2 protein-coding genes are annotated in these 1507 nt (G+C 52.2%); both read right to left on the reverse strand.

What is annotated here, in order from left to right; translation table 11 throughout:
- Positions 1-1144, reverse strand: a 1144-nt coding sequence (locus EFBL_RS10370; RefSeq protein WP_103143246.1) for a Ger(x)C family spore germination protein, incomplete at its 3' end; no start/stop codon positions are given.
- The coding region (locus EFBL_RS21240; RefSeq protein WP_231705757.1) for a spore germination protein at positions 1141-1507 on the reverse strand (367 nt) is incomplete at its 5' end. The genes EFBL_RS21240 and EFBL_RS10370, both read right to left, overlap by 4 nt.

Consider the following 1507-nt stretch of genomic DNA (forward strand, 5'->3'; position numbering starts at 1 on the left):
AGAATTTCTTTCCGGAACTGACAATTTTCACTGTTACATCGACCGACTGCAGGGTGTCGGGGCGCAAGGGCAATTTTCCGTTTTGGCTGATTGCCTTCCAGGCTTTCGGCGATTTACGGTGGAGAACGGCTCCCAACTGGAAAATGTCAGATTGGGATTCGACCCCTTCATTGAATGTAGAGCGGATCTCCTGTTCGATTTGCAGCGCCGCTTTGTCCCGGAGAACGGCTTCCTGCTCAGGCTGTATCATCTCAATGATCGACGCCGTTACACCAACTTTGATCCGAAATGTAGCGCGGTTCGCCTGTACTTGCGGCCGGATCTTGATTTTGGGGTTTTCGCAGATGAGAACGGCAGCCGGACGGTCATTCACGGAAACTTCCAATGGTGTGCGTGGAATTTCTTGCAGCATCCATCTCCAGCCGACCAGTTCAGAGCGCGGGAAAAAAGCGGTCGATTTTGAGTCCTTGAGAACATGGACGCCGTTCATGGACAGTGCCGGATATTTTTGTTTCACGTCCATCCAACGGTCTTTGAAGACCGTCAGGTTCGGGATATAAGCGGTTCGTCCCGGTTCCCTCAGTGCTGCCACCAGCTTGTTCAACCGGATGGGAGGGATAAAGGAACTTTGGTAAAAAGTGTCCCGTGGATCGCCCAATTGGGAATACACCGGGGATTCCTCGAGAATCGGGGCGGTTGTCAATATTTTCTCAAGCGGATCGCGCGTTCCGAAAATCCACGTCGTGTACCGGAATTCTTGGAATCTCCCCAGCATATCAAGCGCATCCCCAATGCCGCGGCGCAACAGGTTCTCGCTGAACACCACAGCGGTCAGATGGCCCCAGAACACATATCGCTGCGTTGTGGTATATAAGTTGTGCGCAGCAGTATCAAACGTGGTGCCCACTCCTTTCCCAATCCAGGCGGGAGATTGCCCGGCAGGACTTTTGCCTCCGCCCTCCGCCTTTCCCAGTGGAGCGAAATTGAGGATTTGGGCATATACCACATATTGTCCGTCGACATAGTCAAGGCCGATCGCATGGACGTAGAACATGTGTTCCATCTCTTTTTGGCTCCAACAGCCGTTCAGAACAGGCAAAAGGAGCATTAGCAAGAGTGCAAGCCGCCATTTGCTGCGTTTCACCGCGTTCCCCTCCGCCTGGTGTCGTCCTGAGTGTTCAGCATCTGTGGCCTCTTTAACCAATGCAAGGGAACCAATGAAATCACAAAATCCCGCCAGTTGAAAGGAAACAGGGGAGCCAGGTAAGGCAAGCCAAAAGAGCGCAGGCTGGCCAGATATGTCAAAATGGCAAACACGGACATCAGAAAACCGAACAATCCAAACAAGGAGGATAGTATCAAAACGCCAAACCGCAAAACGCTTACCACACCTAAAAGGGACTGGTTGATCAAAGTAAAGGAAGAGATAATCGTCGTCCCTATCATCACCAGCATGGAAGGGCTGGTCAAACCTGCGCGGATCGCCGATTCTCCAATGATCAGCCCG

The sequence above is a fragment of the Effusibacillus lacus genome (assembly GCF_002335525.1).
GTDB classification, from domain to species: domain Bacteria; phylum Bacillota; class Bacilli; order Tumebacillales; family Effusibacillaceae; genus Effusibacillus; species Effusibacillus lacus.